Below are 236 nucleotides of genomic sequence, written 5' to 3' on the forward strand. Positions count from 1 at the left end.
CCCCAGGAGCACGCGTTTTAACAGATAAAGAAACCCTAACCTACAATCGTCAAAACGGGTCTACTAATTGCGACATGAGCTTTAATAGTTCTATTCTAGAATATATTGGTCCAGATGGTGGTCCTAATGAATTTATTGTAAGAGGACGATATCAAGTCGCACTCAATGGTAGCACACATAGTACGACACAAAGTTTATTAAGTATCAGTAAAGCTAATAAATGTATACCGTTGATT

The 236-nt window shown here is 37.3% G+C and carries 1 protein-coding gene; it reads left to right on the forward strand.

The features are described from left to right. A partial coding sequence (locus tag ACRHOC_RS15160) for a hypothetical protein (protein ID WP_431159443.1) occupies positions 1-236 on the forward strand: 236 nt, incomplete at both ends.

The organism is Winogradskyella poriferorum, assembly GCF_050618035.1.
In the GTDB taxonomy this organism is placed as follows: domain Bacteria; phylum Bacteroidota; class Bacteroidia; order Flavobacteriales; family Flavobacteriaceae; genus Winogradskyella; species Winogradskyella poriferorum_A.